Consider the following 996-nt stretch of genomic DNA (forward strand, 5'->3'; position numbering starts at 1 on the left):
GGAGGGGTTTCCCCATTCGGACATCTGCGGATCAACGATCGCTCGCATCTCCCCGCAGCTTATCGCAGCGTGCCACGTCCTTCATCGCCTCTTGGCGCCAAGGCATCCACCGAACGCCCTTTATTCACTCAAACTTCCACCGCCCGCACGCAGGACCAACACGCAAGGATCCTCATCCCTCCGTGCCCGCGCCCGCGCGTCCAACCGGACGGCAGCAACACCGAGAACACTCGCTACTCTGCCCCCTCTCACCACCAACCCCCACGCAACCCTTCCGGATCGCAAGGCAGTCAGCAGCTCAAGAGAGCCACTCAACACACCAAATCATCTTCACCTGTCAAAGAACACGAGAAACCGCTTCGCCCCGAAGGTCACCCCTCAGACGCGCGGCCTGTTTCCCGAAGACGACGCAGCACCGGCAGGAGCAAGCATCCGCTCGCTCAACCACCGGGCCACAACCCAGAACCTGTCCCGTGCGGCTTGGAGACGGTCGGTATCGAACCGACGACCCCCTGCTTGCAAAGCAGGCGCTCTCCCACTGAGCTACGCCCCCACAAGCCAACCACATGAACAGGCAAACCTATCCCAACATCACCGCCGCCCACCAAGACCCTCACCCGGGCCCTTGGTGGGCCAGGGAGGACTTGAACCTCCGACCCCACGCTTATCAAGCGTGTGCTCTAACCAACTGAGCTACTGGCCCGCAGGCCCAAAGGCCAGGAACAAACGATCCGTCAGAAACCAGGAAGGATGCGCGGCCAGCGCCACGATGCAGCGAACCGCACCAGCACAAGGCCGCACCCCGAACCATCACGAGAACCAGGCTACAGGCATGAGCGAATGGACCTGATCGGGTCCGATAGCATTTGTCAGGATCGCTTGCAGCCAGGATTGGCGAACCAACCCTACCCCGCAGGCATTCCTTGAAAGGAGGTGATCCAGCCGCAGGTTCCCCTACGGCTACCTTGTTACGACTTCACCCCAGTCGCTGACCCT

2 tRNA genes and 2 rRNA genes are annotated in these 996 nt (G+C 61.5%); all 4 read right to left on the minus strand.

Annotated elements, in window-relative coordinates:
- Positions 1–133 (minus strand): 23S ribosomal RNA (locus GSE44_RS25060); the annotation flags it as partial.
- 348 nt (positions 134–481) lie between these two features.
- Positions 482–553: transfer RNA gene (locus GSE44_RS25065), tRNA-Ala, on the minus strand.
- Between the two features lie 73 nt (positions 554–626).
- Positions 627–703, minus strand: a tRNA-Ile gene (locus tag GSE44_RS25070).
- A gap of 223 nt (positions 704–926) precedes the next feature.
- Positions 927–996 (minus strand): 16S ribosomal RNA (locus GSE44_RS25075); the annotation flags it as partial.

Source organism: Muricoccus harenae (assembly GCF_009848505.1).
Taxonomy (GTDB): Bacteria; Pseudomonadota; Alphaproteobacteria; order Acetobacterales; family Acetobacteraceae; genus Roseomonas; species Roseomonas harenae.